The 26,819-nt window shown below is 59.9% G+C and carries 24 protein-coding genes and 1 riboswitch; of the genes, 5 read left to right on the top strand and 19 right to left on the bottom strand.

What is annotated here, in order from left to right:
- Positions 1–48: 48 nt before the first annotated feature.
- Positions 49–912, bottom strand: coding sequence for a hypothetical protein (locus tag K9B37_RS02570; RefSeq protein ID WP_224311241.1), 864 nt, complete (start codon positions 910–912; stop codon positions 49–51).
- Between the two features lie 91 nt (positions 913–1,003).
- Complete coding sequence (locus tag K9B37_RS02565; RefSeq protein ID WP_224311240.1) at positions 1,004–1,438, bottom strand: OsmC family protein; 435 nt, start codon at positions 1,436–1,438, stop codon at positions 1,004–1,006.
- Between the two features lie 202 nt (positions 1,439–1,640).
- Here K9B37_RS02565 and dapF point away from each other — a divergent pair, with 202 nt between their 5' ends.
- A complete protein-coding gene (dapF, locus tag K9B37_RS02560; RefSeq protein ID WP_224311239.1) occupies positions 1,641–2,516 on the top strand; it encodes a diaminopimelate epimerase in 876 nt (291 codons plus the stop codon).
- Between the two features lie 48 nt (positions 2,517–2,564).
- Complete coding sequence (locus tag K9B37_RS02555; protein WP_369414199.1) at positions 2,565–2,918, top strand: RidA family protein; 354 nt, start codon at positions 2,565–2,567, stop codon at positions 2,916–2,918.
- Positions 2,919–2,934: 16 nt separating this feature from the next.
- Here K9B37_RS02555 and K9B37_RS02550 read toward each other — a convergent pair whose 3' ends face one another.
- Positions 2,935–3,483: a pyridoxamine 5'-phosphate oxidase family protein gene (locus tag K9B37_RS02550; protein WP_224311238.1), complete on the bottom strand. Its 549-nt coding sequence runs from the start codon at positions 3,481–3,483 to the stop codon at positions 2,935–2,937.
- Between the two features lie 283 nt (positions 3,484–3,766).
- Here K9B37_RS02550 and K9B37_RS02545 point away from each other — a divergent pair, with 283 nt between their 5' ends.
- Positions 3,767–4,006 (top strand): hypothetical protein, encoded by a 240-nt coding sequence (locus K9B37_RS02545; protein ID WP_224311237.1) that lies wholly within the window; start codon positions 3,767–3,769, stop codon positions 4,004–4,006.
- Between the two features lie 139 nt (positions 4,007–4,145).
- Here K9B37_RS02545 and K9B37_RS02540 read toward each other — a convergent pair whose 3' ends face one another.
- From K9B37_RS02540 to K9B37_RS02490, 11 genes are all read right to left on the bottom strand, one after another.
- The gene (locus K9B37_RS02540) at positions 4,146–4,952 is read right to left on the bottom strand and encodes a DUF1194 domain-containing protein (protein WP_224311236.1); all 807 of its coding nucleotides are present in this window, start codon (positions 4,950–4,952) and stop codon (positions 4,146–4,148) included.
- A 225-nt stretch (positions 4,953–5,177) separates the two neighbouring features.
- A complete protein-coding gene (locus K9B37_RS02535) occupies positions 5,178–6,020 on the bottom strand; it encodes an endonuclease/exonuclease/phosphatase family protein (protein WP_224311235.1) in 843 nt (280 codons plus the stop codon).
- A gap of 18 nt (positions 6,021–6,038) precedes the next feature.
- Complete coding sequence (locus tag K9B37_RS02530) at positions 6,039–6,845, bottom strand: ABC transporter permease (protein WP_224311563.1); 807 nt, start codon at positions 6,843–6,845, stop codon at positions 6,039–6,041.
- Between the two features lie 101 nt (positions 6,846–6,946).
- Positions 6,947–7,780, bottom strand: coding sequence for an ABC transporter permease (locus tag K9B37_RS02525; RefSeq protein WP_224311234.1), 834 nt, complete (start codon positions 7,778–7,780; stop codon positions 6,947–6,949).
- Positions 7,781–7,873: 93 nt separating this feature from the next.
- Positions 7,874–9,007, bottom strand: coding sequence for an ABC transporter substrate-binding protein (locus K9B37_RS02520; RefSeq protein WP_224311233.1), 1,134 nt, complete (start codon positions 9,005–9,007; stop codon positions 7,874–7,876).
- Positions 9,000–10,091: an ABC transporter ATP-binding protein gene (locus K9B37_RS02515; protein WP_224311232.1), complete on the bottom strand. Its 1,092-nt coding sequence runs from the start codon at positions 10,089–10,091 to the stop codon at positions 9,000–9,002. The genes K9B37_RS02520 and K9B37_RS02515 overlap by 8 nt, the downstream gene beginning before the upstream one ends.
- Before the next feature lie 187 nt (positions 10,092–10,278).
- Positions 10,279–11,421: an alanine racemase gene (locus K9B37_RS02510; protein WP_224311231.1), complete on the bottom strand. Its 1,143-nt coding sequence runs from the start codon at positions 11,419–11,421 to the stop codon at positions 10,279–10,281.
- A 66-nt stretch (positions 11,422–11,487) separates the two neighbouring features.
- Positions 11,488–12,264: a class I SAM-dependent methyltransferase gene (locus tag K9B37_RS02505; protein WP_224311230.1), complete on the bottom strand. Its 777-nt coding sequence runs from the start codon at positions 12,262–12,264 to the stop codon at positions 11,488–11,490.
- A gap of 8 nt (positions 12,265–12,272) precedes the next feature.
- On the bottom strand, positions 12,273–13,070 hold the full coding sequence (locus K9B37_RS02500) for an ABC transporter ATP-binding protein (RefSeq protein ID WP_224311229.1): 798 nt from the start codon (positions 13,068–13,070) through the stop codon (positions 12,273–12,275).
- A 4-nt stretch (positions 13,071–13,074) separates the two neighbouring features.
- Positions 13,075–14,127, bottom strand: coding sequence for a FecCD family ABC transporter permease (locus K9B37_RS02495; protein WP_224311228.1), 1,053 nt, complete (start codon positions 14,125–14,127; stop codon positions 13,075–13,077).
- A complete protein-coding gene (locus K9B37_RS02490; RefSeq protein WP_224311227.1) occupies positions 14,124–15,320 on the bottom strand; it encodes an ABC transporter substrate-binding protein in 1,197 nt (398 codons plus the stop codon). The genes K9B37_RS02495 and K9B37_RS02490 overlap by 4 nt, the downstream gene beginning before the upstream one ends.
- A gap of 347 nt (positions 15,321–15,667) precedes the next feature.
- A riboswitch (cobalamin riboswitch) is annotated at positions 15,668–15,865 on the top strand.
- 113 nt (positions 15,866–15,978) lie between these two features.
- Between K9B37_RS02490 and K9B37_RS02485 the strand changes: the two genes are divergently transcribed.
- The gene (locus K9B37_RS02485) at positions 15,979–18,798 is read left to right on the top strand and encodes a ribonucleoside-diphosphate reductase subunit alpha (RefSeq protein WP_224311226.1); all 2,820 of its coding nucleotides are present in this window, start codon (positions 15,979–15,981) and stop codon (positions 18,796–18,798) included.
- Between the two features lie 79 nt (positions 18,799–18,877).
- Positions 18,878–19,984, top strand: coding sequence for a ribonucleotide-diphosphate reductase subunit beta (locus tag K9B37_RS02480; RefSeq protein WP_224311225.1), 1,107 nt, complete (start codon positions 18,878–18,880; stop codon positions 19,982–19,984).
- Between the two features lie 60 nt (positions 19,985–20,044).
- Here K9B37_RS02480 and K9B37_RS02475 read toward each other — a convergent pair whose 3' ends face one another.
- Genes K9B37_RS02475 through K9B37_RS02455 form a run of 5 tightly spaced genes read right to left on the bottom strand, consistent with a single transcriptional unit; the run spans position 20,045 to position 26,806 of the window.
- Positions 20,045–21,253: a hypothetical protein gene (locus K9B37_RS02475; protein ID WP_224311224.1), complete on the bottom strand. Its 1,209-nt coding sequence runs from the start codon at positions 21,251–21,253 to the stop codon at positions 20,045–20,047.
- The gene (locus K9B37_RS02470; RefSeq protein ID WP_224311223.1) at positions 21,253–22,443 is read right to left on the bottom strand and encodes a polysaccharide pyruvyl transferase family protein; all 1,191 of its coding nucleotides are present in this window, start codon (positions 22,441–22,443) and stop codon (positions 21,253–21,255) included. Before K9B37_RS02470 ends, K9B37_RS02475 begins: the two co-directional genes overlap by 1 nt.
- Positions 22,444–22,485: 42 nt before the next feature.
- Positions 22,486–23,784 (bottom strand): glycosyltransferase family 4 protein, encoded by a 1,299-nt coding sequence (locus K9B37_RS02465; protein ID WP_224311222.1) that lies wholly within the window; start codon positions 23,782–23,784, stop codon positions 22,486–22,488.
- On the bottom strand, positions 23,781–26,039 hold the full coding sequence (locus tag K9B37_RS02460; protein WP_224311221.1) for a glycosyltransferase family 2 protein: 2,259 nt from the start codon (positions 26,037–26,039) through the stop codon (positions 23,781–23,783). The genes K9B37_RS02465 and K9B37_RS02460 overlap by 4 nt, the downstream gene beginning before the upstream one ends.
- A gap of 8 nt (positions 26,040–26,047) precedes the next feature.
- The gene (locus K9B37_RS02455; protein ID WP_224311220.1) at positions 26,048–26,806 is read right to left on the bottom strand and encodes a hypothetical protein; all 759 of its coding nucleotides are present in this window, start codon (positions 26,804–26,806) and stop codon (positions 26,048–26,050) included.
- Positions 26,807–26,819 lie beyond the last annotated feature (13 nt).

The raw sequence follows: 26,819 nt of genomic DNA, 5'->3' as shown, positions 1-26,819 counted from the left end.
CACCGAAAAACTCGCCGTTTGAGGTCCATCTTTCGGAATTCCATCGGCTCAGGCCTCCGCAACGACCACAAGGGCGGTCGCGTCGTCATGAGTCTTTACGCGCCGAAACAGCCGGCCGGCCTCGTCGCCGCGCTCGCGTTCGCGAAGTTCCTGCAGCAGCGCGCTGCCCCTGCCAGCCGCCATCGCATCATAGAGAGAGGCGTCCGTATAGGCGCCGAACACGTCCACCAGCCGCATGAAACCGTCGGTTGCGAGCACCACTGGCGCCCCGGCCGCGATCTCGGCCGAGAAATGCAGCTCCCGCCCGTTCCAGGACCGCCGCGGGTTCACGACCCAGTATCCATCGGGCTGGTTGAGTTTCGCGCGGTTTTCAAGAATTTGGCGCCTGACCGCCTCCGGTGGCTGACCCGTCCGCGTATCTCCGTCTCCCAGTGCCGCCAGGGTACGCCGCTCGAACGGCTTTGCCCTCTCATCCGTCCAGCGGAGAATGCCGCCCTGTGAGGGGACGAGCGCCACGACGTCGCCCAGAAAGAAGCCGTCCAGCCGAACGATCCCCGATCTCGCCGACGCGGCGGCCATGACCAGTCCGAGGCAAGCCGACGGCCCAACGGATTCTTCAGCGCCACCGACGCTATCGAATGCGCGGGCGATCTCACCTTCGAGTTCTTTGAGAAGCATTGCAGGGTCGCGCCCCGCCTCGCTCAGAGCGCTCAGCTTGGCTCCAAGCAACTCCGCGAGCCACGCCGCATCGCTTTCGGCGGACGTAATTTGTCCGTCGGAGACGCCCGTCGCGCCGTCCACGATCCAGGCATAGGGCCCGTGCAGACCACTGCCGTCCTCGTTGACACGAGAACCGGGCAGCGATTGCCGGAAAAGGGACCGGAAGTGGATATGAAGACCAGTTTCGCTCACGCTTCCACTGGTCTCATATTGGTCGCTTCCTGTCCATAGTGGTCTTATGGCCTATTCACATTCCAGGAGCATCGCTCCTGCATCTTTCGGCTTAGGCCGCGTCTTCGGTCAGGGCGTCCACCGCCGTCCATTCGTGGGTGATCTCGGCGACGGCTCCGAGCATGATCGACGCGGAACAATATTTCTCCTTCGAAAGAGCAATGGCGCGCTCCACCTTTGCCGGAGCCAGATTCTTGCCCGTCACCCGATAGACCAGGTGGATCTTGGTAAAGACCTTCGGATCCGTCTCCGCCCGCTCCGCCTCGACCTCCACCACGCAATCAGTCACGGATTCCCGTCCACGCCTGAGGATCTGGACCACGTCGAAGGCCGTGCAGCCTCCAAGGCCGATGAGGAGCATTTCCATGGGCCTGATGCCGAGATTGCGCCCGCCATATTCCGGTGCACCGTCCATGACGACGGCATGCCCGCTGCCGGATTCTCCCACGAAGGTCATTCCATCGATCAGTTTCACTCTTGCCTTCATGACTCTTCCTTATGCTGTCAGCCTTTCGCGTGTCGTCTTATAGGCCAGCCGCTTGTGAAACCAGAAGTGTTTCCGCGGCGGCGAAACGAGCCTCTCCGACTCCGATCAGCCCTTGCTTGACAGGTCTGGATGGACTGCCCAGTCTCAGCCCGGGCCACGCCATTTCGCCCACCCAGCCGCATTCTTCCAGGATTCCCCCATCGTGTTGTCTTCCATCCATGCCGGCCGTCCGTTCCTCAAGATGCACGGGCTGGGCAATGACTTCGTTGTGGTCGATGCTCGCACCGCGCCCTTTCGTCCCTCGACCGACGCGATTCGCTTTATCTGCGACCGTCATGTGGGCATCGGCGGCGACCAGTTGCTGGTGATAGAGCCTCCGACCGTCGAAGGCGCCCATAGTCGGATGCGGATCTACAACGTGGATGGAACGGAAGCTCCGACATGTCTGAACGCCACGCGATGCGTCGTCTGGTTGCTCCTTCAGGAAGGTGAAAACGGCAGTCTTGTCCTCGAAACGCTCGGCGGCCTTATCGAAGGCCTCCAGCCCGCGGAGAGCCAGATAGCGCTTCGTCTCGGCGCCCCGCGATGGAACTGGGAGGCTATTCCGCTGGCGGCGGCGTGCGAGACCCTGTTTCTCGACCTTGAATCTGGACCGCTCGCGAAGCCCACCGCGGTGAATGTCGGAAACCCGCATCTCGTGTGCTTCGTCGAGAGCCGCGACGCTGTCGATGTCCCGCGCTGGGCGCCGGCTCTCCAGAACGCCCCTCTCGTACCGGAGGGGGCCAATATCGGCGTGGCCGAGCTCGTCGCCCCCGATCGCCTGCGGCTCGTCGTCTGGGAAAGGCCCGGCATCCTGACGCAGGCGTGCGGGAGCGGGGCCTGCGCGGCCGTCCTGGCCGCGCGCCGCCGCGGCCTTACGTCGGAAGATCGCATCACCGTGGAGATGCCGGGCGGCGTCCTGGAGGTGGAGGTCCACGATGACGAGCGTCTCGTCCTCACGGGTCCGGTTGCGGTAGCCTTTGCTGGATACCTGCCTCTGACCCTGCCGCAAACCGTATCGGTGAAGGTTGCGGGTTGATCTTGGCTGAAAACGATTACAGACAGGGCCGAGGATAGGAGCTCAACCGTGAAAACGATTACACGCGTCGGCATCGCGACCCGCTATAGCGATCTCGTGATCAAGGACGACATCGCCTATTTCTCCGGCTACGTACCGGAGACGAGCGTGGGCCGGTCCGTCACGGAGCAGACCCAGGACGTGCTCGACCAGATTGCGCAGTCCCTGACGGAGATCGGCAGCGACAAGACCAAAGTTCTTTTCGCCACGATCTGGCTTGCAGACATCGCCGGCTACGATGAAATGAATGCGGTCTGGGACGGTTGGGTCGCGCCTGGCCACACGCCGGCACGCGCCTGTGTAGAGTCGAGACTCGCCGATCCCGACTATGCTCTCGAAATTCAGGTGACGGCCGCCCTTTAAGCGGAACCGTCCGGTCTCAGAGCAAAGAGGTTCCTGTCCAGGAGGGCGGGTCGCTGGCGGGGAAGGACTCGAGATCCGCCTCCTCCACAATCTCGTCCGCCCGGCTCCGGGTTTCGTCCGAAACGGTCGCAAATTCCGTGTGACCAAATCCCTTTCGGTAGTCGAGAACGGAGAACACCTCCGGAGTGATCCGGTAAATAGCTACTCCCTCAAGTCCTTCGGTCGCGTACTGGGTAAGTTGCGGAAACTTGAGGACCAGCATGCGGCACGCCTCTCGAATCAAGGTCGGGTCGGCGAGAAGTTCGGCCCGCCCGGCCAGGGATAACCCGCGAATGTCGTCCCAGCTCTGATAAGGAAGGTTCACGGTGGCGGAAACCCTGCCATCGAAAGCGATGTTCTGCGCTTTCTGCGATTGGGCCGCGCATCCGAAATACAAGGCCAGCCCATTGCTGGCGAACGAGACGGTCGTAGCCTGGGGATAGCCGTCCTCGCGGATCGTCGCGAGGGTCATGTGCTTGGCGCGATTGAAGATGTCGAGGATCTGCCGCTTCAATGTTTCGTCCATGATAATGCGCCTCCGATCCTGTGATGCTCAATATCCGATCGCGTGCCGCCGCCCTCCAAAGCAACACCATTTCACATCAACGCAACTCGGTTCCTTTTGCCGACCGTAGTCTCCGAGGCCGGTTTCCTCTTCCAAATTACGAATTCTCAAAAAAATTGAAGCGCGAAATCGTTGCAAAATAAAGAGAAAACTTGATGTAATAAAATCCACTCTACAGCCGGAGAGCAGACAGATTCGATGTTCTGAGCGAAAAATTCAAACAACGCACAACATGGAGGTCAAGATGACCAACGACTTCGATATGATCGGCGCTCTGACGAGCTTCTCCGTCGGCACTCTGGATGGTCGTGACGCAATGATGGTGATCGAGATCGCCGCGACGCCGGACGAATTCGCCCGCGGCATCCGCCATCAGATGCCCGTCGCCATGACCGCCGACCGTGCACGGGAACTCGGCGAGGCTCTGCTGCTAGCTGCCGAAGCCGCTCTGATGGGCGATACGCCGACCGGTGCTCTGAACTGAGGCGGATCGCGTAAGGCTTCCATCAGAGATCATGCGCCACACCGATGACTGCCATTCGACGCTCGTATCCCTGTTATCCTGCCGTCCGATCCGCTTCAGCCCGGATGGCATGCCGCGTGCTCGGACATCCTCCGTCGCCTCAGGGCTTTTTGGACGCCGGCAGACCGTCCTCCTGCTCTTTTTTCTCCCCGGTTCGGCAGTCGACCCCCATTCCAGCCGGCATGACCAGGGAATGTTGATCACCGATACCTGAGACCTCACGAAGGATCTTGATCTCGACGAGTGCAGCGAACTGACTGACATCCCGGATCGGCTGCATGAACGCTCCCATTCCGCCGATTACGCAATCTCGATAGTAGATATCGAGAATGTCCATATCCCACGCAGCCTCCGGATCCTTGATCATGACAGGAAGGCCGTTGATGGTGACGCCCGACGCGGCGATCTGATCGCGAGCGTCCGTGACGGGACGCCCATCGTTATTGGTCCCATCCCCCGAAACATCGATCACTTGACGAACGGTTTCCGGCTCAATCTCGCGCAGAAGTCTTGCACTGAAGTCCAGCGCCGCGGAAATAGAGGTCGTCGTTCCACGCCGTGTCGGCTGGAAGGACAGTTTCTGAGAGAAGGAACTCGCAGAATCCGGCCCATCGATGACAGTCCAAGGCACAACGATGATCTGATCGTCCATGGAGGACCATTCCACATATGTTACGGCGATCCTCCCGAGCGCGCCCCGCTGGATGGCCTTATGCACGAGGGGAGATCGAAAGGCCTCGACGAAACCATCGCGTTGCAGCTTCTGCTCATGCGGATCCATGGACGACGAGACATCCACGGCAATCACGAGAGCGAGGTCGAGCTTGGGCTCTGCGTTGGCGGGACTGACGATGAAAGGGATACCCAGGAATAGACATAGACGCAGAGACCGGGGCAAATGAAGCATTGCCGCCTCCGTTCAGGATGAGCCCCAGCCTCATCGGGCATAATCGATAAATTTGCCCGGACAGTGACTTGAACGGAATCGGGTGCGGCGGGTTCCAGTCTGATAGGTGCGCTTCCGAGGGCGGTTTTGAGGACCGCCCTTATCTCACTTCGTGAATTACATGAAACCGCCCCCTATGCCGGCTTGACCATTCAAGGCAACAAGACAGCTGAGAGATCCGCGGGCTCACAAGTCTAGTTCGAGCAATACCGGCTGATGATCCGAGGCTTGAGATTCCTGGTTATAGGTCACGGAGCGAACACGGGACCCAAGATCCTCGGTCACGAAGATAAAGTCACAGCAATGAGGTGGGCCGTTCGTCTGTTCATAGATACAGAATGAGTACGGATGCGCCGTCTGCCCGTTCAGAACCTGCCAAGAATCGAGCAAGGCCGGAGCCTCGTTTTCGAAAGCCTCGGAAATACGCTGCTTGGTGGCGTTCTCGGGACGCATGTTGAAGTCGCCCGTCAGAACGGCAGATGAGGTCACCGGAAAGCGCACATACGTGCCATCGCCGTTCTCCCGCGGGACAAGGGTACGCTCATGCGCGGTACGGTGAGCATCCCGAATGCCATCAACCTGAGCACGCCGCAGCTTGTCGGAAGAATACTCCAGATGAGTCGTCATGACCCGCAAGGGGCCGGATTTCGTCTCCACGGTCGCCTCGAGGACAAGTCGCGGCATATTGCGGGTCGGCGCAGCCTCCCAGGGGAGCGTATAGCGCAGGATCTGGGTGACAGGCAGGCGCGAGACAATCATGTTGCCGAACCGCCGCCGCCCTCCTGCGTCGTCCGGGATGTCGAGGGCGACGCCTTCGACCGCCGTATAGCCTGGCAGCAGCGCGGCGATCTCGGCGAATTGATTGGAACCGTCGTTGCCTTTGAGGTTTCCGAAGTTGTCCGATACTTCCTGGAGACACATGACATCGAAATCGGCGATGCCGCGCGCCTCGTCGACAAGACGTCGGAGATCGACGCGCCCGTCGATCCCGAGTCCCCACTGGATGTTCCAGGTGATGATGCGGAGCATGAAGAAACCCGTCTTGAGCTATTGGCCGACCTTGCTCAGGACATCGGCCTTCAGGAAGCGCTCGATGACGATCATGAACAGAACGGAAGGCACGAGAAGAATGAGAGCCGTGATGGAGGCGATTTGGTAATTGCCGCCCATGCTCGCGTTGTAGAGGAGCAGCGGCAGCGTTGTCACCTGCGGCACGCCGACGAAGAAGGTGCCGGTGAACTCGTCGAGGGATTCCAGGAAGACGAAGATCGCACTGGCCATGATGCCTGGGGCCGCCAGCGGCAATGTGATCGTGAAGAACGTGCGCAGCGGCGACGCGCCGATATTGCGCGCCGCCAGTTCGAGATCCTTGTCGACCGCTGCGAAAGCGGCAGCCGCGATCCAGACCGAATAGACAAGTCCATGCGCGGCATGGACCAGCACGACTCCGGGAATCGTTCCCGTCAATCCGATGCTATAGAAGACACGCGCCACGTTGATGTAGATCGCCACCGACGGAAAGGCCTGCGGAAGTAGGAACAGGATCATCAACGCCGTCCGCCAAGGCAGCTTGAGGCGCGCCAGCGCGTAACCCGCCGGCACAGACACGCACAGGGCGACGACGACCGTCAGGCACGCAATCGCGACGCTCGTCACAAGCGACGACATGGCATCGCCAGTGGGCCTAAACACCACCTCCCAGTAGCGCAGGCCGTAGGAAACCGGCAGCTTGAAGGGTGCATACCACCGCTCTGCTACCGACCAGAGGACAAGATTTGCCAATGGTCCGAACAGAAGAAACGCGAAAACAACGAGAGCGAGCGTCTTGAACACCAGCGAACCGCCGACCCACATCGCGGTCGTCGATCTCGATGGCGCCGCCTGCTGGTGGGTCTGGCCCAGCGATTTGAGCGGCAGCGGGCCGACGGGTCCGGGGGATAACTCCATCTTCCCGCTCATATCTGCGCCTCTCGCTTCACGTTATGGCGCAGATAGATCCACGCGACCGTGCCTGCGATGACATAGGAGATCACACCGAGTGCGTTGGCAGTCGCATAGTCGCCATAAGAATTGATCCTGAACGCCATATCGACGGTCAGCATGGTGGGCTGTGAGCCTGCGACCATCATGGGTACCGAGAGAACGGAGAGCATCGTAACAAAAGAAAGGACGAGGCCGACGAGCAAGGTCTGTGCCACTTGGGGCAGAACCAGTTCGATCAGCACGCGCAGGCGCGACGCTCCGAGATTCCTGCCCGCTTCGATGGTGGCCCGATCAATGGACGCCATGGCGCCTGCCAGCATCAGGGTAACGAATGGGACTTGCTTCCACACGAACGTGATGATGATGCCGCGCCAATCCAGGAAGCTCGTGGCCTGGATGGGCTCCATCAGGCCTAGCGCCACCAGGGAATTGTTCATCAAACCGTTCTTGGCGAGGAACGTGCGCATGCATTGCGCCGCGACGATGAAGGGGATGAACAGCGGCCAGCGATAAAGGCTGCGCAGGATGGCGACCAACCACGGTGTCTCGCTGAGCGTCAGGATTCCCGCGATCGCGATGGAGCACAGCGCCGTCAGCAGCGTCGAGACGATGACGATGAAGAGCGTGAACAGGATATCCGTCGAGTAAAGCTCATAAGCTTTCTGAAACGCCGCGAAAGACAACTCGCCACCGGGGCCTGTGACCGCGGAGGACAGCGAGAAGCCGAGAGGATAAAGGAACAGGACACCGATCATCGCCAGAGCTGGAGCGATGAGCAGAAGGCCGAAGAACGAAGGTCTCGCCATGATTGGAACGCGTCCCGATCTCGCTGAGGAGCCGGTCTGAAAAACAAAGGAAGATGAGCGGCCGAGTGAACCGGCCGCTCTCTTGAAAGGCGCCTAGTTCGCGACCTTCTTCTCGTAGGTTTCGAGAATGTCGTTGAAATAGGGACCGATCGGGAACGGCTTGCCGTTCGCCGCGAGAGCATCCGGGGGAATGTCGGCGAAGAGCTGGTTCCACACGGCCTGATCGAGCTTGCCTTCGAGATTCTTGGCGTCGATGCCAGGATACCAGTTGAAGCGCTTTACGATTCCCTCCGCCTGGACATCGGGACTTGTGGCAAGGGCCACGAACTCTGCAGCCAGCTTGTTCTGGGCGGTCTTCTCAGGGATAGCGTAATACATCGGCTGGCCGGGCATGCCGGGCGACACGAGCTTCAGGCGCATGTTCGGCGGGAGCTTGCCTTCGGCCTTCCAGCTATAGAACATGTCGACCCAGACAGGCCCCATGGCGATTTCGCCGCGGTTGAGCATGTCGAGAGTGCCGGCGTTTCCGGGCGTGATCACGACGTTCTTGTTGAACTCCTTGAGATCCGCCATGGCCTTGTCCCAGGACGCCTTCGTCGCGGCGTCATAGGGGCCCTTCTCCAGCTTCGCCTCGTCGCCGGCGAAAGCCGCGACCCAGCCGGTCACGAAAGCAACGCCGGACATGCCGCCCTTGATGCCGTTGTAGCCGAACTGCTTCGGGTTCTTCTTTACCCAGTCGCGAAGCTCCACATAGCTGTTCGGAGGCTCCTTGATGAGATCGGGATTGTAGGCGATCGCTGTCTGGGAGTGGAACATCGGCATGACGTAGCCGGAGACATCGGTCCCAAGGGAATTCGTCGCCGTGTCGCGGGTCACAAGCTTGCCGGTCGGCAGCTCGTCACGGTACTTCTTCAGGAGCTTCTCCTGCACCATGGTGCCTGCGGCCTTCTGGTGGATGACCACCACGTCGAAATCCGCCGGGGCGCTCGCCTTGTTCTGCGCTTCCAGCTTCTCATAGATCTTCTGCGATCCACCGTCCCCAGGGCCGGTGCCGACAGCCACGACCTTCACGCCGGGATGCTGCTTTTCGAAGAGCGGACCGAGATAGTCCTTGATGTAGTCGACCATGTTCTGGTCGCCGGCCGTCGCGACGTTGAGCGTCTGCGCACTGGCCGTGCTGGTCATGAGAAGTGCCGCAAAACCCGCGGCATAGAAAGCCTTACGCATGGATTCCTCCCTTGGCGTAGTCACTGGGAAACAGGTGCAACGACGCCACCGGCAGCCGGAGGCCGACGGGGCGATCGACGTCGTGGTAACGGTCGTCCGTCACGGTAAAATGACGGTCGTCGATGGCGACCACGTACCTGTAGTGCCCGCCGGGATACGTTCTCTGCGTAATTCTTCCCGGCAGAACGATAGAGCCTTCGATCCGGGCATCGGGTGCGTCGAGCGACGCAACGTCATCCCGGAAATAGGCGGTAACGGCGCCGGTCGGAACTGGACCGGAGAAAGGAACCGATCGACCGTCCCTCGTCCAAATTTCACGCTCCTGGCCCGTGGCCCGGATATCGAGCTCGATTGTGTTCTCGGCGCCCATGAAGCTGGCGACGAACGGTGAACTCGGCTGGTCGTAGACCTCTTTGGGCGATCCCATCTGAGCGATTCGCCCTGCATCCATCACCACGATCCGGTCGGCCATCGTCATGGCCTCCTCGCGATCATGGGTCACGTGGATCGCTGTGAAGCCCAGCCGCGCCTGAAGCGCCTTGATCTCCGAGCGCAGTTGGATGCGGACCTTCGCATCGAGATTGGAGAGAGGCTCGTCGAGGAGCAGGATCTCCGGCTCGATGGCGAGCGCCCGGCCGAGGGCCACGCGTTGGCGCTGTCCGCCCGACAGGTTCGTCACCTTCCGGTCTTCAAGGCCGGATAGGTTCAGCATCTTCAGGATGGCGGCGACGCGGCTCCGGATCTCATCCTTCGAGACACCCCGCAGCCTCAGCCCATAGCCGACATTGCCGAGCACGGTCATGTGCGGCCAGAGGGCATAGGACTGGAACATCATGGCCATGCCCCGCTTTTCGGGCGGGACATCGACCACATCCCGGCCGAACAGCCGGATGGCGCCGCCCGAGGCCTTCTGAAAACCGGCGACGGTTCGCAGGAGCGTGGTTTTCCCACAGCCGGACGAGCCGAGAATGGCGATGAACTCTCCGGGGGCGACGGAAAGGCTGACACCGTGCAACACCTGCTGGCTGCCGTAACTCACTTGCAGGCGGTCGATATCGATTGCGGGCAAGACGGAATTGTCCACAGTCCCTGTTTCCTCCCTGATGGCGCTTTTCGCGTCTCTTATGGGAGCAGACAATCACATTTGGATGACGGTGAAAAGCCTGCGATTCGAAAGGGATCGTCCTTTTAGCCGGCTAGGTCTCAAGTCCAATGGTCAAGATTTCTGCCGGCTCAGCTTTGGAAACGGCACTGTTTCCCGGCCACGCCCTTCAGACGACCTTGCCTTTCGCATCGACCGACCACAGAGCAGGCTCCGTCCCCGGCTGGCAGACGGCGAGACGCCCGTAGAGATTGACGACCGGGCACGCATGGTTGGGCAGGACCAGAAGCCTGGTCCCCAGTGGCAGTGCCCTCCCCGACCGGCGGACGAAACCGTGCTCCTCGGAAAGGCGCACGACCGGAAGCAGGGTCTCGCGGTTGCCGAGGGCATCGAAGGGGGCGGCAAGGCCGAAGCCCGAACCGCCGGAACTATGCGCTCCCAGATCGGAGGTCAGCGCTTTCGATCCAGCATCGATAATGTAGTACTCGTCGTTCGCGCTTACGATCGTCGCGATAACACCCAAGGCGATGTCGCCCAGCGACGCCACGCCGAGTCGGAGAGCCGTCAGATCGAAGAAGACGTAGTTCCCTGGTCTGATTTCATGGATCCCGGAAAAATCGTCCGCCGAGAAGACCGTCGGTGTCGACCCTACGGAGATCCTTGCATCCGGAAAACCGAAGCGGCTCATCCGTTCCTTTGCACGAAGCATGAGTCTCTGCTCATCACGTGCGACGTCTCGGATCTCTTCTCGCCCGTTGCGTGCGTAGGCGTGACCGGCATGCGACAGGAGACCATCGAACACGAGCGATGAGCATGCTCGAAGATCAGAAGCAAGATCTTCCAAGTCCCCGGACTCTGCAGCCACACCGCAGCGGTGAAGGCCGACATCGATCTTGATGCGGACCGGGACGCTCCGCCCGACGATCTGCGCTGCCTTGTCCAGCGCAGCGAGCCCCTGCCGGCTGTCCGCGATGAACGTAACGGAAGCCCGCGTGTGATCCGCTGCCTGGAGAAGGGAGACGATGCGGTCGGGATCAATGACCGGATACGCTACCAGAATGTCTTTGAAGCCCGCATGTACGAAGACTTCTGCTTCGCTGGGCTTCGACGCAGTCAGACCCTCGGCGCCGTGCTCCCTTTGCAGGGCAGCCAACTCCACGGACTTATGCGTCTTCACGTGGGGACGCAGCTTGACCCCGGCTTCAGCAGCGATGGCCGCGGCGCGTCGTATGTTCCGAAGAAGGCGCTCCCGCTGGACAAGGACAAAGGGCGTCCTCAGGTCTGGCAGATCCACAAAATCCGTCACATTCATCTGTTCTGCTACTCCTCTCCGGACCATCTATACATGGCAGACGGCTCGAACCAGAGCAGTCGCGGATCAAAGTTTTCTACCGCAGAGGATGAATCGATCGTGAAGCCAGGTGCGCAGCCAATCGTGCGGCCCGGCTATACGACGTTGTGCTTGATTGATCCGCCGATAGCTTGACCGCCTGACATCGGTGAAACCCGCCTGTTCCGCGAGAACCTTGAGCGTTTCAAACTTCAAGCCATCGCGGAACGGCAATTGTTCCAAAATTGCCGTATGCTGCTGAGACAGAGACGGATCTCGATGGAGATTGGGTCCGGTGAACTTCTCCAGCAGAGTCATGGCCCGCTTAGCCAAGCGTCCCCGCAACGGCTGATTGACGAAGTCACCGTCGAAGATCAGAACCCGACCACCGGGCCGCAGCACACGATACCAATCGTGGAGCGCGGCCTCCGGATCCGTGAGCGTCCAGACCAAGTGACGACAGACGACGGCATCGTAGCTTTCGTCAGGCTCTTTGGTGCTCTCCGCATCGCCAAGGATGAATCGCGCACGCGGATTGCCCTTGTGCTTGGCGCGCGAACGCTCGACCATGGCTTCGGAAAAATCGATACCGGTCACCCGGTGGCCAAGAGACAGAAGAACGCCCGTGACTTCGCCCGTGCCGGAAGCGAGTTCGAGCACGTCCAGAGGGTCCGCACCAAAATGCGAGCGGATCTCCCCAGCCCAGGCGTCGTGCTCTAGCCCTTTGGGGATTCGGTGCCCGAACGCAAGATCGAAGGTTTCGGCACGCTTCGACCAATAGCTACGAATGTCCTCCTTGAGGGACCAGTTGGAAGCAGAGTGCATGGAGCTAGTCATTCGGCGGCTCGCAGAGAAGAAAGATAAGGTTCGACGAGAAGCGATCCTCGCGAGGATCGTTCGAGATGGATCCCGACGCGATAGGCGTCGGAGGTTGCCTGCGTCTGCAGGACTTCCTCCGGATCGCCCTCCTCCGCGATGCACCCATCCTTGAGGACAAGGAGGCGATCGGCAAAGCGCGCCGCGAGAGAGAGATCGTGCAACGCCACGATCGTGATCATGGATCGTTCGCGTGTGACCCGCTGGACAATCTGCAGGACTTCGAGCTGGCGACGAACGTCGAGAGCGCTTGTCGGCTCGTCGAGCAGGAGAACGTCCGGCTCGCGCACCAGAGCCTGGGCAATCCCGACGAGCTGTCGCTGCCCGCCCGACAGGGTACCGATATGCCGCTGACTTAAGCCGTCAAGATCGAGGCTTCCGAGGACAGTTTGCACGAGCCGCAAATCGCAAAGTCCTGCGCGCAGGTCCATTCCACCCGTAAGGCTCTTGCGGGCAAGCAGCACGACCTCGAACACGGTCAGGGCAGCGCGAGCGGAGAGATCCTGCGCCAAGTGGAAAACCCTGCGGCTCCGCTCCCGATCCTTGAGCACCGCCAGATCCTGACTGTCGAGCAGGATGCGCCCTCCCAGGGGCCGGGCAGCCCCGGAGAAGCAGCGGAACAACGTCGACTTGCCGGATCCATTGGGTCCTACGAGCGCCGTTAAAGCGCCGCGCTCCAGAGGACCCGCCGCAAGCCGATGAAGCACCGGATGGGGGCCATAGGCGAAGTTCAAGTCGTCGATCGTGAGAGACACGGCTTCAGGCTCCCCGGCTTCGGATCGAAAGGATGAGACTGATGAAGAATGGAACGCCGATCAGGCTCGTGATCATGCCGATCGGGTAGATGATCCCCGGCGTAACCGCCTTGGACAGCGTCGAGGCAAGCGACAAGATGATCGCGCTCATCACTGCGGATACGGGCAGGAAGAAACGCTGATCCTCGCCGATCACCAGGCGAGCAATATGCGGTCCCACGAGTCCGACGAAACCGATGGCTCCGACGAACGCCACAGAAATGGCGGCGAGGAGAGACACAAGCGCCAGAATCTCAAGGCGGAGGCGATCGACCTTGACCCCCATGCTTTCCGCACGCTCGTCACCGAGGCGCAGGGATGTCAATGCCCAGCCCCGCGCCAGCATCCATGGCAACGCGATGCCGAGAGCAACGACACAGATCCCGATCTTCTCGAAACTGGCGCGGCCGAGGCTTCCCATCATCCAGAAGACGATCTGCTGCAGCTGAGTCTCGTTGGAGCGGTACTGGATCAGGGCGAGAAGCGCGTTGCATGTGAACAGCAGCGCAATTCCGACAAGCACCATCGTCTCTGCGCTGACGCCCCGCAACTTGGTGAGGCCGAATAAGGCGAGCGACGCCATGAGGGCAAAGACGAAGGCGTTCATGGTAACGGCCAGCGTACCTCCGACCGGGAGCAGGACCCAGCCGAACGCGATGGCAAGCGATGCGCCTACGCTCGCCGCGGCCGACACGCCGAGGGTGAATGGATCCGCCAGCGGATTGTTGAGGATCGTCTGCATGGCAGCGCCTGCGAGCCCGAGCATGGCGCCGACGAGCACGGCCATCAGAGCGATGGGCAACCGCAGATCAAAGACCACGAGGCGAAGGCGCGCATCGATCCCGGAAGAATCGAACAGCGCCCCGACGACCTGGCGCATCGTGGCTGGCCCTGGCCCCACGGAAAGATCCATGAAGAAGGCCAGGATCAGGACGCTCAATCCGAGTGCGACAAGCCCGAGCCGCCGGCGCGCTGTGCGCCGGTAGCCCGCGACTGCCGTGAGCGTGATGCTTGTCATTTCATGACGGCCCAGAACACGCCGGACGGGGTGACCGGCAGGAACTTGCTGTGGAGTTCTTCCCAGGTCGCCTGCGGGTCGACGTCCTTGAAACGCTCGGGGTGAAGCACCTTCGCCATCGCCTGAACGGCCACGAAGGAGTACGGGGAGTTGTAGAATTGGTGATAGAGTCCCATCACATGCTTTTCCCGCACGGCCCGGAGAAGCGGCAAGCCCGGACGTTCCATCAAGGCCTTGAGCCGAGCCTGAACCTTCTCGTCCGTCGCTTCATAGCCCATAGGAACAGCGGTGCTGCTCGGCATCGACTCGGACCAGTTCGCACCGGTCAAGAAGAAGAAGTCAGGATCGTCGGCAACGACCTTCTCGATATTCACATCGCCCCCGCTCGTGGAGCTGAAGAAACGGCTTCCCCAGTTGCGACCGCCCGCATCCTCGACAAACTTGCCGAAGTTGGTGGCGCCCCAGGTGGAGCAGCAATTGTTCGGATTGTAGCCAGCAGCGCGCTCCATGAAGACGAGTGGGCGGTCCTTCTCCTTGAGATTGCCGACCCGCGTGTAAATGAGGCGCATCTGGCGCAGATAGAAGTCGGCGAAGGCCAGGGCCTCCTTCTCACGATCCATGATGCGCCCAAGGACGATCAGGCTCGGCAGCGTGTTCTGGCTCGGGTCTTCACGCCAGTCGATGAATACGACGGGGATACCGACTTTCTCGAGCTTGCCGATGACGCCGGTCTCCTGCGCCTTGAAGTAGTTGCCCAGATCGAGGATGACCACGTCGGCGTCGAGCGCGACGACCTTCTCGACGCTAAAGTCGCTCGTATAAGGATTGCCGAAATCGGCGATCTGGTCCGCCTGCGGAAACTTGCCGCGGTATTTGCGCCACGCGTCGGGATCGTTGACCTTGAGATCATCACGCCAGCCGACGACACGCTTGAAAGGATTGTCCTTGTCGAGAACCGCGAGGCCATAGAGCTGACGCCCCTCCCCGAGGATCATCCGCTGAACGCCCCGTTTCACCCACACCGTGCGGCCCGCCAGATCGGTCACCTCCACGGAGTCGGCGGGCGCTTGCGCATGCGTCTCCTGCGCTGTCAGGACGGACGCCAGGAAGCAGAAGACTGCGACCAAGGCGAGGAGTGTAGAATGATAGAATGGTCCGGCGAACCGGCCGTTCCATCGTTGCGAAGTCGACATCGTTTGCCCTCATCGGCCCAGGGGTCAAGGCCCCGCGTTAAGGATTGACGCCTGATGGCATCGCCGAAGCGCTAATGTCGGCAAACGAAAAAAGCAATTAAAAATCAATAACTTAGAACTTTTAAAATCTGCACCTACATTTGAACGTTTCTGAAAAAGCGACAACTTCCAAGTATCTTCAAGGAGATGTCGGAACCGGTCTTTAGGCGATGCCCCTGTTCGAGGAGCTATCATACGTTTGGGCACAGTCTACCATGTCGGAGCCGAGGCGCAGCTCGTATGGCGATGTTGCGCGACTGTCTCTCCTGTGGAGAACGGATCCACATGTTGACAGCGCCGCGATGGACCATACCATATCTAGTGAAGGTTCTTCCGAGTCGCCAGCACTCGGAAGCTAAGAGGGAACTCGGTGTAAAGCCGAGGCTGCCCCCGCAACTGTAAGCGGCAAGCTTCTGTCGACGAAACCACTGGCGCATCAGCGCTGGGAAGGGCGACAGCGGCCTCGACCCGTGAGCCAGGAGACCTGCCTTCACATCTACGATCATCACGGGCGGGGTGCCCCGTTGGATCGCGTTCCGCACGACGGATGCATCTGACGCGTCCCTCGTTCCGGCTTGCGCTCCTTCGGCCCATGCCCCCTACAGCAAGGGGTTGCCGAATGTCTCTCTCCATTCAACATGATCACGCAGCGTCATCGCGACAGGCGTTACAAACAGGTCTTACAGCGAATGAATACCGGCTCATCAGACGAGACGGCAGCGTCACACCGTTCGATCAGAACAAGATTGCAATTGCGCTGACGAAAGCCTTCCTCGCTGTCGAGGGATCATCGGCCGCAGCCTCCCGGCGGATCCACGAAACGGTTGCTGAGCTGACGGATCAAATCGTATCCGCCCTCTTACGTCGTGCAGAACCGGGACGCGTGTTCCATATCGAGGACGTCCAGGATCAGGTGGAACTGGCCCTCATGCGAGCCGAGCACCAGAAGGTGGCGCGGGCCTACGTCCTCTATCGCGAGGAGCGCGCCCGCGAGCGGCAGAGAGCGCAGACCGATGCTCCCTCACCAGCTCCGGCACTCACGATCCTTGAGAATGACGGCCGGACTAAGCCGTTGGATATCCGTGCACTCAGGCAGACCCTCGCCACCGCGTGTGCAGATCTTCCCGGTGTCGAAACTGAGCCGGTCCTGCAGGAGACTCTTCGCAACCTCTATGACGGGATTGGCGCCGACGACTTTGCTCTCGCACAGATCATGGCAGCCCGCACCCTGATCGAGCAGGAGCCGAACTATGCTTTCGTGAGCGCGCGTCTTCTCCTCGGGAAATTGAAGCGAGAGGCTCACGCTTTTATAGGCTTTCCGGGAGAAACACCCTCCTATGCCGAGTATTTTCCGACCTACATCAAAGCTGGCATTGAAGCCGGCCTGCTCGATCCGGAACTCGCACGCTTCGATCTGGAGCGGATTGCGCAGGCATTAAAGCCGGAGCGGGACGATCTCTTTCAGTTCCTGGGTTTGCAGACACTCTACGACCGCTACTTCCTGCACCATGACGACGTCCGTTTCGAGTTGCCGCAGGCGTTCTTCATGCGCGTTGCCATGGGCCTGGCGATCCGCGAGGTCGACCGAGAGGCGCATGCCATCGCCTTCTACGATCTCCTCTCATCCTTCGACTTCATGTGTTCCACGCCGACGCTCTTCAACGCCGGAACACCACGCCCACAATTGTCCTCCTGCTTCCTCACCTCGGTTCCCGACGATCTCGACGGGATCTTCAAATCCATCAAGGACAACGCCCTGTTGTCCAAATATGCCGGCGGTCTCGGCAATTCCTGGACCCGGGTGCGTGGCCTTGGGGCGCATATCCAGGGGACGAACGGCAAGTCGCAGGGCGTCGTCCCGTTTCTGAAGGTCGCGAATGATACGGCAATCGCCGTAAATCAGGGCGGCAAGCGCAAGGGCGCCGTCTGCGCCTATCTGGAAACCTGGCACATTGATATCGAGGAGTTCCTCGACCTGCGCAAGAATACGGGCGACGACCGCCGACGCACGCACGACATGAATACCGCGCACTGGATCCCGGACCTCTTTATGGAGCGCGTTGCGCAGGATGCGGACTGGATGCTGTTTTCTCCGGACGAGGTGCCTCAGCTTCATGACCTCTATGGTACTGCGTTCGCCGACGCCTATCGAGCGACAGAGGAGAAAGCGGCGCGTGGCGAAATCAGAATCTGGAAGACGCTCAAAGCCGTCGACCTTTGGCGCCGCATGCTGACCATGCTGTTCGAGACCGGGCATCCCTGGATCACCTTCAAAGACCCCTGCAACATCCGGTCCCCCCAAGGCCACGTGGGCGTGGTCCATTCCTCCAATCTCTGCACCGAAATCACTCTCAACACTTCGGACGAGGAGGTCGCCGTCTGCAATCTCGGATCGGTGAACCTCGCACGCCACGTCACGCCCCAGGGACTCGACCATGAGCGGCTTGCGCGCACGGTCAGAACGGCGATGCGCATGCTGGACAATGTCATCGACGTGAATTTTTACACGATTCCGGAAGCGCGACGCTCCAATCTCCGGCATCGTCCCGTGGGCCTCGGGCTCATGGGGTTTCAGGATGCACTCTATACTCTTCGCCTCCCGTTCCAATCGGAAGCCGCGGTCGCCTTCGCGGACGAGAGCATGGAGGCGATCAGTTTCCATGCCATTGCCTCATCCTGCGATCTCGCCGCCGAGCGCGGCCGTTATCCCTCCTTCGACGGATCGCTCTGGTCCCGTGGCATCCTCCCGATCGACTCCCTGGAGCTATTGGCGCAGGCCCGTGGGAGCCTCGACGTCGACCGTTCCTCTAGGCTCGACTGGACCGCTCTCCGTGAGCGCGTGAGGACCATCGGAATGCGCAACTCGAATGTGATGGCGATCGCGCCCACGGCGACGATCTCGAACATCTGCGGCGTATCTCAGTCCATCGAACCGAACTTCCGCAATCTATACGTGAAGGCGAACATGTCGGGCGATTTCACGATCATCAATCCGTCCCTCGTGCGGGACTTGAAGGAGCGCGGGCTCTGGGATGAGGTCTTGATCTCCGATCTGAAATATTTCGACGGCGCCCTGAGCCGGATCGACCGCGTCCCGGACGACCTTAAGTTCCTCTACTCCACGGCGTTCGAAATCGAGCCGGCCTGGCTCATCGAATCTGCAGCACGGCGCCAGAAGTGGATCGACCAGGCGCAGTCGCTCAATCTCTATATCGTCTCTCCCAACGGCCGGAAGCTCGATGCCATGTACAGACTTGCATGGCTGCGTGGCCTCAAGACCACCTACTACCTGCGTTCCACATCCGCGACCCACGTGGAGAAATCGACATTGCGCGGAACTGACGGAGCGCTCAATGCGGTGCAGTTGGCGCCGGCGCAAGCACAACCGCAGGTCAACGCCTGCGTCATAGACGACCCGACCTGCGAAGCCTGCCAATAGACCTCAAGCGGTTATCTCTCGCTCAACTCCCTGCTCGTTCTACGGAACGAGCCCTAATCTTCATGACAAGGATATTTCCATGCTCAACTGGCACGATCAGCAGAGGTCCCCCCGTGCTCCTTTGCGTCCTGAAAGCACCACTGGCCTCGGTGAGATCGACCGGGGCGGCCGAAGGGTCACGGTCGACGAAAAGGCAATGGTCAACTGCCGTGCCGACGTGAACCAGCTTCTACCTCTCAAGTACAAATGGGCTTGGGAGAAATACATTGCCGCCTGCAACAATCACTGGATGCCGACCGAGGTATCCATGCAGGCCGATATCGCTCTCTGGAAGTCGAGGGATGGACTGACCGAGGACGAACGACGAATGATCAAGCGGAATCTTGGGTTCTTCGCCGCATCGGAGTCTCTCGTCGCCAATAACATCGTGCTTGCCATCTACCGGCATCTGACAAACCCGGAGTGCAGACAATATCTGCTCAGGCAGGCCTTCGAGGAGGCGGTCCACACGCACACGTTCCAATACATTGTCGAGAGTCTCGGCCTCGAGGAGGGCGAACTGTTCAACATGTACCGCGAGGTGCCATCGATCACCGACAAGGCGGCCTGGGCGCTCCGGCACACCATGCATCTAGATGATCCCTCCTTCAGCACCGGTACGACGGAGAGAGATCAGGACTTTCTACGCGACCTCGTCGCCTTCTACGTCATCTTTGAAGGCATGTGGTTCTATACGGGCTTTGCGCAGATCCTTGCTCTGGGCCGCCGGAACAAGATGGTCGGCATTGCGGAGCAATATCAATACATTCTTCGCGATGAAAGCATGCACCTCAACTTCGGCATCGACGTGATCAATCAGATCAAAGTCGAGAATCCCCATCTCTGGACTGCCGCCTTTCAGGACGAGTTGCGTGGCCTGCTGAAGGAAGCGGCAGACCTCGAATCTGCCTACGGACGCGATACCATGCCTCGCGGGCTCCTCGGGTTGAATGCAACATTGTGCGAGCAATACATGCACTTCATTGCCAATCGCCGCTGTGCTCAGTTAGGACTGGAGCCGGTCTTCCCGCCGACGGAAAATCCCTTTCCATGGATGTCGGAAGCCATGGATCTGAAGAAGGAGAAAAACTTCTTCGAGACCCGCGTCATCGATTACCAGAACGGCGGATCGCTGGCCTGGGACTGAGGATCGCTCCGGCTTTCATGTTCTCTTCTGGTGCTCATAGGATGCGGGAATCCCGCATCCTTACTGCGCCGGACGCACTTCCACAGGTATGCGGACAAGGTCGCGGTCCCAGGTTACCTTGCAGCTCGTCAGCTGATACCGCGTGAGATACAGGTAGCCCTTGTGGCCGAAGTCCTCGAACGAGAATGTCCTGGCATCGGGATCGATCAGGCTTGGGTAGAAGAAAGCCTCCGTCTCGTCGCAGGATTTGTCCCACAGGAGCTGGACCTCCGTCACCAGGGACGGTCGCGTCCAATTGACGAGATCTGACGATGCCGATGAATAGATCCCTTCGATCTCCCGCCCATCAGGTCCACGGCGCTTGTCGCCGAAGACCGCCACGACCGTATTCGTATCGCGGATCTTCACAATGCCGCCGACCAGTCGCCCGATGACGTTCGGGGCGACGGGTGCACAAACATGGCTGCCTGGGTCGACTTGGCCGTTTCGGAACGGATCGATGAAGGTGACGGTGAAGTCCTTGCCATCCCAGGCGCGCCAGGATGCAGGATCATCGAGGTTATTCGTGCGGATGAGGCAATTTCCCCTGCGCTGGTCGCGATATCCATCCGCGAAGATGAAGGCATAATACCAGTCGTCCCGCTCGATGATGTTGCTTGGATTGGCGTAACCGACGCGGGAATTTCGATCTGTAGGGAAACCATACGGCAAGGTTGCAACAACTGGTGGAGAGGCTTTCGCTTGCGGCTTGAAGTGGCGTCCACCATCCTCGGAGACCAGTCCGGTAATCGTGTTCAGAAGACAGGCACTATACCGGCCGGCCGGACACTGGCCGGGCGTGCGCTCACCGCGCAACTCGGTATGTGCTAGGGCATAGACTGTTCGCCCATCACGCGTATAGACGCCTCCGATCCAGCTGAGATCATCGAAATCGGCAAGCCGCGCCGATCCGCGCCCTTGGTAGAGCATGCCGCAGTCGGGGCGAACCGCATCGAGATTCGGTCCCACGAGGGCGCGGTTACCGTTGTGGCTGATGGTCAACCGGACCTCGCCGTCAGCATTCTTGAACGCACGCGCGGAGGCATCGGGAACATTGCTTTTGGCACATGCGTCCCGTGACCAGTCGAACACCGTCTCCACGGGTCCGGTCGGCAAGACGGTGAGGTTCCGGCGCTCGGCCGTTTCGGCCAGAGCGCCGGTCCACAGGACACTTCCCGCCAGGAGAGAGATGGCGGGAAGCGTCAGCAGTCTTCTGAAGGTTTCCGCCACTAGGCGACCTTCTGCACCGGCTCCGCCACCGGCTTCTGCATCACATCGGCCATCTTGTTATCGACCCCGTTCTCGACAAGGAACTGTCGCATCTCGCGATAGGTATGGTGATATGCTCGGTTGAACTTGTCGAACAGTGACTGGTCCCAATATTCTTCGATGTTGAAATCCTTGCCGGAGAAGACATCGAAGCTGGGGATCTGGAAGGTCTCGGCAAACTCGACTGTCCGGCTATCATAGGTGAAGTAGATCGACGGCGTTCCGTTCGAGAGCGCCATCAGATTACCGTGGAGACGATAGCCGAGGACAAGATCCTTCTGCTGCACCAGATCCTCATAATCGGCTACGACATCCGAATAGAAGAGCCTCTCGCGGTGGAGCTTCTCCATCGTCTCATCCATGTACCAGTCGGACACCCACTTGTTAGCGCGAAGCGCCGCAAACGCTTCTTCCTTCTGCTCCTGGGTTCCGAAGACGATCTTCTTCTCTTCCACTTCGCCCTGAGCCATCAGGACCACATCGAAGCGCTGGGCAAGGTCCTTAACGAAATCGCGATGGAACGTGAGGTAACGCTTGATGTCCTGCGCATAGGCCGGAGACACCTCCCGCCGCATGGTAACGCCGACATAGCGAACCTTGTCGAGGGCAGGAAGCTGAATCGCCATGTCGGGATTATTCCGGCGGAACGCCGTCGGGCACCCGACAATGCGGACATTGCGAATGCCGATGTCCCAAAGCACCTGCGCAGAGTAGGTACCGCGAACGCCGATCGAGGTCGTCGAATCCGCCATCATCCGGAGAACCGTCTTGGTTTCTTCCGAAAGTTCGATCTTGCCCTTCACCGGGGCCTGGGCGCCGATTCCAAAGGCGATGACCGGAATCTTCAAGCGCTTCAGAACCTCGATCGTCTGGCTCCAGCGCATATCCTTATGGACGTAGTTCGACCCGCGAAGGAACACATAATCGTACTCTTCGTTGAGCCTATCGATATCGTCCAGATTCGGATTGGCGATTGGCAGAACACCGAGCTTGTCGAAATTCAGAAGTTTCAGGGAGGAATCGAAGACGAAGGCGTCGCCGATATTGTGATAGTGGTTGATGTGGTTCTGGATATCCTTATAGCGATACCAGCGAACGTTGTCGTGATCGTAAACCTCTCCTGAGGGAATCATCACTAGGGCGCGTGCCATATTCTCTCTCCTTCTGGCTGCAATTTAAGTGCTGAATGAATATCAGGCCGACCGTGCGGCCGGCGTAACGTCGCGGTTGGTGGCAATCGTGTAATAGAGATCGAGGTGCTTCTGCGCAGACATGCGGTAATCGATCGGCTTCTGGATTCCTGTGCGAAGTTGATCCCATAGATCCGGCTTGGTCAGAGCCTCCGTCATGCGATCAATGAGATCCTCGGACGAGCCCGCCCTGAAATGAAGCCCATTGACGCCATCTGTGATCTTCTCGGCCATGCCGCCGATATTGCTGCAGATCATCGGTCGACCATGGAAGAACGATTCCTGGATGACGATCGGCGAGTTCTCCCACCAGATCGATGGGATGATCGTCCAATCGATGGACTGCATGAGACGGGGCATCTCGACATTCTGATAGGCACCATAGAACCGCGCACGCGGCCCGGCCTGCTCGATAAGCTTCCCGATCTTCTGCTGGTAGGCCTCCGGCTGACGTTCGAGATTGCCTCCGAAAATCATCAGCTGCGCATCATCACCCCACACAGCCTCCGGAATCCGGGCGACAGCATCCAGGAGAACATCGACACCCTTGAAGGATGTGATCTGTCCAAAATACGCGAAGCGTGCGCGACGGGTGCCTGGAGCAAGGACGCGTGGCGGTGCCGGTTCGGCGATATCAAGGCCGTTCTCGATGACCGTGAACCTCGAGCGGTCAAGCCCCCAATCCACATACCGGTCGACAAGAAAGTGGCTTGGCGAGACGAAATGATCGGCCAACTCCAGCAGACCGCGTACGAAATTCTCGCGTCGCAGGAACCGCGCGGGCGAGATGTCCGGGAAGCACGCATTGCAGTCTGCCGGTGAGGCCTGACGGCACAGATTGTTGTTGCGGGTCTTTACCATCTGACCATGGTGGTGGCAGATCGATAGGAATTCGTGGAAGGTGACGACGATCACCGCATCCGGCAATGCCTTGCGCACAGCATAGAGGCATTCCAGTCCGAGCCCGATGAAGTGATGGAAGTGAATCACGTCGGGCTTCAGATCGAGCACTACCCGCATGAAGTCTCGCTCGATTTCCTCCGTGTTGCGATTGGAGAGGAAGAAATGATCATAGTCGTCTGCGTGGTAAAGAATTTCCCCTTCCTTCTGACGAAGGCTGAGAAGCGCAGTTCTTCCGTGACGCACCACGGGATGACCTACGCGAGCCAGGAAGCGCGAGTTAACCTCCTCCAGGGCATTCAGGCCCTTGTGGAGGTTGTAGGATGCCACCTCTGCCCCTCCGAGCGAAAAGCTCGGATGGCCATGAGAGACGACAAGAACGCGCAAAGGATGGTAAGTCATTCGACCCCTCTCATATTGGCAACAAGAAGAGACCAGCGCTTGTCGAAGCTCCAGCGATCAACATGCTGGACCAGCCGTTGCCATGGAAGACTGGCTTGAACGGACTCGCCGTCTGCCGCGATCATTTCGACATCAGGCAACCAGACGGATGGCGTTCCAGCCAGTTTGAGCTTGAGACACAGATCGCGCGCCTTTTCCTTGACGCTCAGGTAATTTTGGCTGAATCCGCCGATGTCGTGGAAAGCGGACCGCGAGAGAATGCAGCATGCAGTCGATCCGGCCATGACTTCCGCGGGCTCTGCATCACGAACCACATCGCAGGGATATCCGAGATAACTGTCGACCAGCCGACGTCCCTTCGGATCGAGCTTCGTTCCGGCGAAACAAATAGAGTTGTCTTCGAACACAATCGTCGGGCTGACGAGGGCCTTGCCGCCGCGTTTGCGATACGCTCTCTCGAGAACGGAAAGCCAACCGCGGCGACGGGGCAGGACACCCGACGAGAGGAAAACAAGCGTTGAGACATTCGTAGCCTGGACAGCTGCTTCCAGCGCGTCACAGGTATCCTGGACCCCGTCGGCGCCCACGAGCCGAACCCCGAGACCATAGAAGCTTGCGAGCCGCTGTACCTCTGCCGCGATCCGGGAGAAGAGCTCCATGGGGACGCAGATCAGAATCGGGATCTGATGCATCTCGGGATCGAGGGCCAAGAGCGAAAGCGTAATGAGGACGTCCTCGGCATCGCGACCGCCGCCGAGGACAAGACCCAGCTCAGCTGTACTTTCGTCATAGCCGTAGTCGCGTTTCTCAACGGCCCGGGGTTTGGGATGTTCAAAGGCCTGGATCATCGGGCCGAGATGCCCTTCGATCGCCATGCTTGTGGCTGCAGAACGGGGATCAAGCGCGGTCATGATCCTGTCGAGAGCGCGACGCGACGTAGCCCGCACGGACTTGAGCGGATAGAACGCCGACGTTTCATCGCCCACCTTGATCTCGAAGTAGACCGGTTCCTGGTTCTGACTGGAGAGCTCAGTGACAAAGGCCAGAAATCCGTGATCGTGCCGGTGGGGGTCGACGCTGTGACCAAAGGCAGGATCCTGCTGGAAGGCAGTCGTCACGTCGGGCCGCGACAGCCGCGTCCAATCGACCTCGATCCTGCTGGATTGCCGGCCTGCATGGAGAATGACTTCGCTCACCGCCTGCTCCGGATCGAGCATCCAGCCGCTGACCAGCATTCCGCCCTTCGGCAGTTCCAAAACCATGTCCATTCCGATGCGGACTGGCTCCTTCAAGGCAGAGACCGTGTCGCGTCCATCGAAACGTGCGCCCATCTTCTTGAGCACAGACAATGTCTCGACGCTGGCCTCCATCCGAGGGAGGACGTCGCGGACATGGGCTGGGATATCGATGGGGGGCAGATGGACCCGCTTGTCATAGATCTCCAGCGCGCGCCAGCCTTGCGGCCCACGGAAAAACAGGCGCTGCATTCGGTCGAGCTCGACTTGAACCTCACCAGCGTCAAAGATTCCGACGAATCCGTAACCTCGCTCGCCCAGGTCTTCTCGCTGTACCTTCGCCGCCAAGAACTCGCCAGTGACGAGGCCCTCATGCGAGACGATCAGACGCGATTTATCGATGGGCAGTTCGCTGGACCAACCCTGAAGGAGGATTTCTCCGGTATCGAGCATCCCCATGACCTCGACGAAGCCGTCCGTCCGAGCTGTCGCGGTCAACATCGACAGAGCCGCGGCGACGCGACCGGGCTCTGCCCTACCGCTCACGAGAGCTTGCGCCACGCCATCAGCGACGCGTGGGAACTCCCCTTCGGCATCCACGGAGACGATGTTCATGAAGCTCATCAACGGCAGTGCCCGCCTGATGAGCGTATAGCGCGCCGGCTGTCCCTTTCGGCGCATGACGATGGAACGGATCCGGACGCGTCCCGCAACCTTGACCGGAATTATGGCAACAAAACCGACGCTGGCCTCCGGAGCCGCATTGCGCCTCCAGGTCACGACGTTCGCCGTCATCGATAGCGCGGGATCTCCGTTGAGCAGCACCGGCACCGCGCCTGACATGGAATCCGTGACACCGCTGACGAGCAGCAGGTCCTCTCCCACCGGAGACGCAATCACCGTCTCGCCGTCGGTCGGAAGACTCATCTGATCGGCGAGAAAGGCACCGCCCCCAGAATATTCGGAACGCGGCGCCTGCGGGAAATCCTGTTGCGGTGCATGACGTACGGCAATGGTCATCCTTACCTCTATCGTAAAGCGATCACGAGGGTGGACACGGCGCTGATAGCGGAGAGACCAGCAAGCATCATTAGGACAGCGATGGCGCGCCGTATCGGACGGTCGGCGGCCGTGGTGAGATCCTTGATGCGATCGTCGAAGCCCGCGATCATTTTGTCGAAACGCATGTGGAAAATTTCGACATCCGCGATTCTCTGAGCAAGCTCGCCGTGGTTGGATCGCACCACATCGAGCGCTGCGCCGATACCATCCTCTTTTGAGGACATCTTCTCCACCTGCTCTGCCGTCTCGCGCATGGCTTCGGCGGCCTCGCGCAACATGATCTGCGATCGATGTTGCGCAGCAATGAGAACTTCCAGCTGCTGCAGCACCCTGTTGAGCGGGGCGCTGATAACTGCTTCGGCCGCTCGCTCGTCCCGGCTTGGAGCCGGGAGAACGATCTCCTCTCCGGTCTTGCGCGACACTGCGACGACCTCAAGATCGCCTAGCTCCTGGCTCACCGTTTCAGGAAGCTCAACCTCGAACGCATAGGCGCCATCGCCGATGCCGTTGCGTCGCAGATCGATACGAGGGCGATCGGCGGTGGCGGAGGCAACTGTGCGTCCCCGAAGGAGAACGCGAACGAGGCAGCGCTCTTCGGGACGATTGCGATCCCACACCCAGCCGTAGAGACGGCGGCTCTCTACCGCGTCCAGCCGCCCCTGAATCTGACTTGAGGGGATCATATTTCCCTGGACGGGGGACTTCTTGACTTCTGCAATGCTCATCGGATCACCGCTC

This window comes from Microvirga puerhi, from assembly GCF_020089865.1.
Lineage (GTDB): Bacteria > Pseudomonadota > Alphaproteobacteria > Rhizobiales > Beijerinckiaceae > Microvirga > Microvirga puerhi.
This window is presented reverse-complemented; position numbering and strand designations above follow the sequence as displayed.

What these genes read in the sequence shown, in the direction of transcription:
- K9B37_RS02565 (WP_224311240.1), bottom strand. Translation starts at nt 1,438, where the DNA reads ATGAAGGCAAGAGTGAAACTGATCGATGGAATGACCTTCGTGGGAGAA.
- K9B37_RS02550 (WP_224311238.1), bottom strand. Translation starts at nt 3,483, where the DNA reads ATGGACGAAACATTGAAGCGGCAGATCCTCGACATCTTCAATCGCGCC.
- K9B37_RS02545 (WP_224311237.1), top strand. Translation starts at nt 3,767, where the DNA reads ATGACCAACGACTTCGATATGATCGGCGCTCTGACGAGCTTCTCCGTC.
- K9B37_RS02540 (WP_224311236.1), bottom strand. Translation starts at nt 4,952, where the DNA reads ATGCTTCATTTGCCCCGGTCTCTGCGTCTATGTCTATTCCTGGGTATC.
- K9B37_RS02535 (WP_224311235.1), bottom strand. Translation starts at nt 6,020, where the DNA reads ATGCTCCGCATCATCACCTGGAACATCCAGTGGGGACTCGGGATCGAC.
- K9B37_RS02530 (WP_224311563.1), bottom strand. Translation starts at nt 6,845, where the DNA reads ATGTGGGTCGGCGGTTCGCTGGTGTTCAAGACGCTCGCTCTCGTTGTT.
- K9B37_RS02525 (WP_224311234.1), bottom strand. Translation starts at nt 7,780, where the DNA reads ATGGCGAGACCTTCGTTCTTCGGCCTTCTGCTCATCGCTCCAGCTCTG.
- K9B37_RS02520 (WP_224311233.1), bottom strand. Translation starts at nt 9,007, where the DNA reads ATGCGTAAGGCTTTCTATGCCGCGGGTTTTGCGGCACTTCTCATGACC.
- K9B37_RS02510 (WP_224311231.1), bottom strand. Translation starts at nt 11,421, where the DNA reads ATGAATGTGACGGATTTTGTGGATCTGCCAGACCTGAGGACGCCCTTT.
- K9B37_RS02505 (WP_224311230.1), bottom strand. Translation starts at nt 12,264, where the DNA reads ATGCACTCTGCTTCCAACTGGTCCCTCAAGGAGGACATTCGTAGCTAT.
- K9B37_RS02495 (WP_224311228.1), bottom strand. Translation starts at nt 14,127, where the DNA reads ATGACAAGCATCACGCTCACGGCAGTCGCGGGCTACCGGCGCACAGCG.
- K9B37_RS02490 (WP_224311227.1), bottom strand. Translation starts at nt 15,320, where the DNA reads ATGTCGACTTCGCAACGATGGAACGGCCGGTTCGCCGGACCATTCTAT.
- K9B37_RS02485 (WP_224311226.1), top strand. Translation starts at nt 15,979, where the DNA reads ATGTCTCTCTCCATTCAACATGATCACGCAGCGTCATCGCGACAGGCG.
- K9B37_RS02480 (WP_224311225.1), top strand. Translation starts at nt 18,878, where the DNA reads ATGCTCAACTGGCACGATCAGCAGAGGTCCCCCCGTGCTCCTTTGCGT.
- K9B37_RS02470 (WP_224311223.1), bottom strand. Translation starts at nt 22,443, where the DNA reads ATGGCACGCGCCCTAGTGATGATTCCCTCAGGAGAGGTTTACGATCAC.
- K9B37_RS02465 (WP_224311222.1), bottom strand. Translation starts at nt 23,784, where the DNA reads ATGACTTACCATCCTTTGCGCGTTCTTGTCGTCTCTCATGGCCATCCG.
- K9B37_RS02460 (WP_224311221.1), bottom strand. Translation starts at nt 26,039, where the DNA reads ATGACCATTGCCGTACGTCATGCACCGCAACAGGATTTCCCGCAGGCG.
- K9B37_RS02455 (WP_224311220.1), bottom strand. Translation starts at nt 26,806, where the DNA reads ATGAGCATTGCAGAAGTCAAGAAGTCCCCCGTCCAGGGAAATATGATC.